Here is a 4711-nt window from a genome sequence, read left to right as displayed (position 1 = left end):
CCGCTGCCGGGCCCGCCGCGGGGTTGCGCGAAGGCTAGAACGCCTTCGGGTCGCCCTCGTGGAACCGCTTGCCGTTCACGGCCTCCGACACCCCGACCCTGTCCAGGTAGGGAGTGATGCCGCCGGTGTGGAACGGCCAGCCCGCACCGGTGATCAGGCACAGGTCGATGTCGGCGGCCTCGGCCACGACGCCCTCGTCCAGCATGATCCGGATCTCCCGGGCCAGCGCGCGCAGCGCCCGGTCCAGGATCTCGCTCTCCTCGGACGGCTTGTCGCCGCCCACGAGCAGCGCGCGGACCTCGGGGTCGATGCTGAAGTCGGGGGCGTAGATCGCCGTCTTGCCCGCCTTCACGATCTCGGCCAGCTCGGCCGAGACCGCGAAGCGCTCGGGGAAGGCCTCGTGCAGGGTCTCGGACACGTGCAGCGCGACCGCCGGGCCCACCAGCTGGAGCAGCAGCAGCGGCGACATCGGCAGGCCCAGGGGCGCCACCGCGCGGTCGGCCGTCTCGGGCTCGGTACCCTCGCCGACGGCGCCCAGGACCTCGCCCATGAACAGGGTGAGCAGGCGGTTGACCACGAACGCCGGGGCGTCCTTGCACAGCACCGCGGTCTTCTTCAGCTTCTTGGCGGTGGCGAAGGCCGTGGCCAGGGCGGCCTCGTCGGTCGCCTCGCCGCGGACGATCTCCAGCAGCGGCAGGACCGCGACCGGGTTGAAGAAGTGGAAGCCCACGACCCGCTCGGGGTGCCGGAGCTTGGACGCCATCTCGGTGATCGACAGCGAGGAGGTGTTGGTGGCCAGGACGGCCTCGGGGGAGACCACGGCCTCCACCTCGGCGAACACCTGCTGCTTGACCTCCATCTTCTCGAACACGGCCTCGATGACGAAGTCGGCGTCGGAGAAGGCGTCCTTGGTCAGCGAGCCGGTCACCAGGGCCTTGAGGTGGTTGGCCTTGTCGTTGTTGACCCGGCCCTTCCTCAGGAGCTTGTCCACCTCGCCGTGCACGTAGGCCACGCCCCTGTCCAGGCGCTCCTGGTCCAGGTCGGTCATGACGACCGGCACGTCCAGGCGGCGGGCGAACAGCAGCGCCAGCTGTCCGGCCATCAGACCGGCGCCGACGACGCCGACCTTGGTGACCTTGCGGGCCAGCGACTTGTCGGGGGCTCCCGCGGGGCGCTTGGCGCGCTTTTGCACCAGGTCGAACGCGTACAGGCCCGCCCTGAGCTCGTCGCTCATGATCAGGTCGGCCAGCGCGTCGTCCTCGGCCGCGAAGCCCTCGTCGCGCGTGCGGGTCTTCGCCTGGGCGACCAGTTCGACCGCGCGGGCCGGGGCCGGGGCGGCGCCGTGCAGTTTGCCCTCGACGGTGAACCGGGCCATGTTGACCGCGTTGTCCCAGGCCTCGCCCTTGTCGACCTCGGGGCGCTCGACCACGACGTCGCCCTTGACGACCCTGGCGGCCCAGCGCAGCGACTCCTCGACGAAGTCGGCGGGCTCGAACATCGCGTCGGCGATGCCCATCTCGAAGGCCTGCGTGCCCTTGAGCACCTTGTTCTGGGCGAGCGGGTTGTCGATGATGACCTTGAGGGCCTTCTCGGCGCCGATCAGGTTCGGCAGCAGGTAGGTGCCGCCCCAGCCGGGTACCAGGCCCAGGAAGGTCTCCGGCAGCGACAGCGCCGGGACGCCCGAGGAGATGGTGCGGTAGGTGCAGTGCAGCGCCACCTCGACGCCGCCGCCCATGGCCGCGCCGTTGACCAGCGCGAAGGTGGGCACGTCCAGCTCGCCGAGCTTGCGGAACACGTCGTGGCCCAGCTTGCCGATGGCGTGCGCCTGCTCGCGGTTCTGGAGGGCGGGGACGCCGGTCAGGTCCGCGCCCACGGCGAAGATGAACGGCTTGCCGGTGACGGCCACGGCCACGATGTCGGTGCGCGCCCTGGCGGCCTCGATCGCCGCGTCCAGGCTGAGCAGTCCGCCGGGGCCGAAGGTGTTGGGCTTGGTGTGGTCGTGCCCGTTGTCCAGGGTGATCAGGACCGCGGTGCCCGCGCCGTAGGGGAGTTCGACGTCGCGGGAGAGGGCGGTGGTGACGACCTCGTCGCTGAACAGTTCCGAAATAGGACTGTGACGCGAAGCGTCTCCGTTGAGGGTGGTGGCGGGCGACGGGTGGGACTGGTCGATGGGCATGCTCACTTGCCCCCCTCGTAGTTGGTGTTCTCCCACAGGACGGTTCCGCCCATGCCCATGCCGACGCACATGGTGGTCAGGCCGTAGCGGACGTCGGGGCGCTCGGCGAACTGGCGCGCGAGCTGCATCATCAGGCGCACACCCGAGGAGGCCAGCGGGTGGCCGAGGGCGATGGCGCCGCCCCAGGGGTTGACGCGGGCGTCGTCGTCGGCGAGGCCGAAGTGCTCCAGGAAGGCCAGCACCTGCACGGCGAAGGCCTCGTTGATCTCGATCAGGCCGATGTCGTCCATCGAGATGCCCTGGCGGGCGAACAGCTTCTCGGTGGCCGGGACCGGGCCCACGCCCATGACCTCGGGCTCCACTCCGGCGAAGGAGAAGTCGACCAGGCGCATCCTGGCGTCCAGCCCCAGTTCCCCGGCCACGTCCTCGGCGGCCAGGATGGCGCCGGTGGCGCCGTCGTTGAGACCGGCGGCGTTGCCGGGCGTCACGTTGCCGTGCGCGCGGAACGGGGTCTTGAGGGAGGCCAGCGTCTCCATGGTGGTGCCGGGCCGGGGCGGCTCGTCCTGGGTGGCCAGGCCGTAGCCCTTCTCCAGGGAGCGGACCAGGACCTCGACCAGGTCGGGCTGGATCCGGCCGTCGGCGTAGGCCTTGGCGACCTTCTCCTGGCTGCGCACCGCGTAGGCGTCGGCCCGCTCCTTGGTGATGGAGGGGTAGCGGTCGTGCAGGTTCTCGGCGGTGTTGCCCATGACCAGCGCGGACGGGTCCACGAGCTTCTCGGAGAGGAAGCGCGGGTTGGGGTCGACGCCCTCGCCCATGGGGTGGCGGCCCATGTGCTCGACTCCGCCCGCGATGACCACGTCGTAGGCGCCGAAGGCGATGCCCGCGCCGGAGGTGGTGACGGCCGTGAGCGCACCGGCGCACATGCGGTCGATGGCGTAGCCGGGGACGCTGCGGGGCAGTCCGGCGAGGATCGCGGCGCTGCGCCCGATCGTCAGGCCCTGGTCGCCGATCTGGGTGGTGGCGGCGATGGCGACCTCGTCGACGCGCTCGGGGGGCAGCCCCGGGTTGCGGCGCATCAGTTCGCGGATCACGCGTACGACGAGGTCGTCGGCGCGCGTCTCGGCGTAGAGGCCCTTGCCTGACTTGCCGAACGGGGTGCGGACCCCGTCGACAAACACGACATCGCGGGCAGTTCGCGGCACGATGGCCCCTCCTTCTCCAAGGGTGGATGGACTCGTCGACCCCCATGCTACTCGTCAGTAACAACTTCTGCGAGCAGTGGAGCCCCCCGACTTCGGTCAGGGGCGGAAGTCAGGGGCGATCTCCGACTTTCGGCGGTGGCACCGCCCGCCCCGCGCGCGGTTTGCCGATCGGACGTTCCACCACGGAACACAGCGAACCACAGCGGGCGGCGCGAAGACGCCGTGCGAGGGCATCGGGGGCCCACGTGTCAGATCCGGGCGTGCGCGACGCCGACCACGCCGCGGCACCGGACGCCGAGCCCAAGGCGTCCCCGCGCCGCCTGGGGGAGTACGCCCGCCCCCACGGGCGGGTGCTCGTCCTGGGCGGGGCGCTCACCTTCCTGGGCGGCCTCACCAGCCTGTCCCAGCCCCTCCTGGCCAAGTAGGTCATCGACGCCCTCGGCGCGGGGGCCCATCCTCGGACCGGTCCTGGCCCTGACCGCCGTCATCCTCGGCGGCGCCCTCATCGGCTCCCTGGGCGCCTTCCTGCTGGAGCGCACCGGCCAGAGCGTCGTGCTCGGCGTGCGCCGGGCCTGGTGGGCCGACTGGTCCGACCGCGCGTGGCCGAGGTCGACCGCCTCAAGCCCGGCGACCCGGTGGCCCGCCTGACCGCGGACACCACCCCGCTGCGCACGGTCGCCACCAGCGGCATCACCGACCTGTTCACCGGCTCGGTGCTCCTGGTGGGCGGCGTCGTGGCCATGGCCGCCCTCGACGGCCTCCTGTTCCTGCTGGCCGCCGCGATGATCGTCATGGTCGGCCCGGTCATGGGCGTGATCCTGCCCCGGATCGGCACCGCCACCCAGGCGGCCCGGGCCGCGCTCGGCGAGATGGGTTCGCGCCTGGAGCGGACCTTCGGCGCCTTCCGCACCGTCAAGGCCTCCTCGGCGGAGGAGGCGGAGACCGCCCGCCTGGACGCCGCCGCGGTCGAGTCCTGGCGCAGGGGCCTGACGATCTCCGGAGGGGAGCGCCAGCGGGTGGCCATCGCCCGCGCCCTGCCGCGCGGCCCCCGGCTGCTGCTCATGGACGAGGCGACCTCCCAACTGGACGCCGCCAACGAGAGGGGCCTCAAGGAGATCATGCTGGACGCGGCCCGCCACACCAACGTCATCGTCGTGGCGCACCGGCCGTCCACGGTCACCAGCACCGACCGGATCGTGGTCATGGACGCCGGACGGGTGCGCGCCGTGGGCACCCACGAGGAGCTGGTGGCCGCCGACGACCTCTACCGCGACCCCGCCGCCGGGCAGCTGCTCACCGCCGAGGCCCCCTGGACACGCCGGGGGGCCTCGGC

At 72.1% G+C, this 4711-nt stretch carries 2 protein-coding genes and 1 pseudogene; 1 reads left to right on the top strand and 2 read right to left on the bottom strand.

What is annotated here, in order from left to right:
* Nucleotides 1–34 precede the first annotated feature (34 nt).
* A complete protein-coding gene (locus tag DQW06_RS02805; RefSeq protein ID WP_232832941.1) occupies nt 35–2176 on the bottom strand; it encodes a 3-hydroxyacyl-CoA dehydrogenase NAD-binding domain-containing protein in 2142 nt (713 codons plus the stop codon).
* A gap of 2 nt (nt 2177–2178) precedes the next feature.
* Entirely contained in the window at nt 2179–3378 is a 1200-nt protein-coding gene (locus DQW06_RS02800) for an acetyl-CoA C-acyltransferase (protein ID WP_013153854.1), read from the bottom strand.
* Nucleotides 3379–3638: 260 nt separating this feature from the next.
* Between DQW06_RS02800 and DQW06_RS02795 the strand changes: the two are divergent.
* Nucleotides 3639–4711: pseudogene (locus DQW06_RS02795) on the top strand (ABC transporter transmembrane domain-containing protein); the annotation flags it as partial.

The sequence above is a fragment of the Nocardiopsis sp. TNDT3 genome (assembly GCF_003427465.1).
Taxonomy (GTDB): domain Bacteria; phylum Actinomycetota; class Actinomycetes; order Streptosporangiales; family Streptosporangiaceae; genus Nocardiopsis; species Nocardiopsis dassonvillei.
The sequence above is the reverse complement of the archived record's forward strand: the minus strand, read 5'-3'. Positions and strand labels throughout refer to the sequence as shown.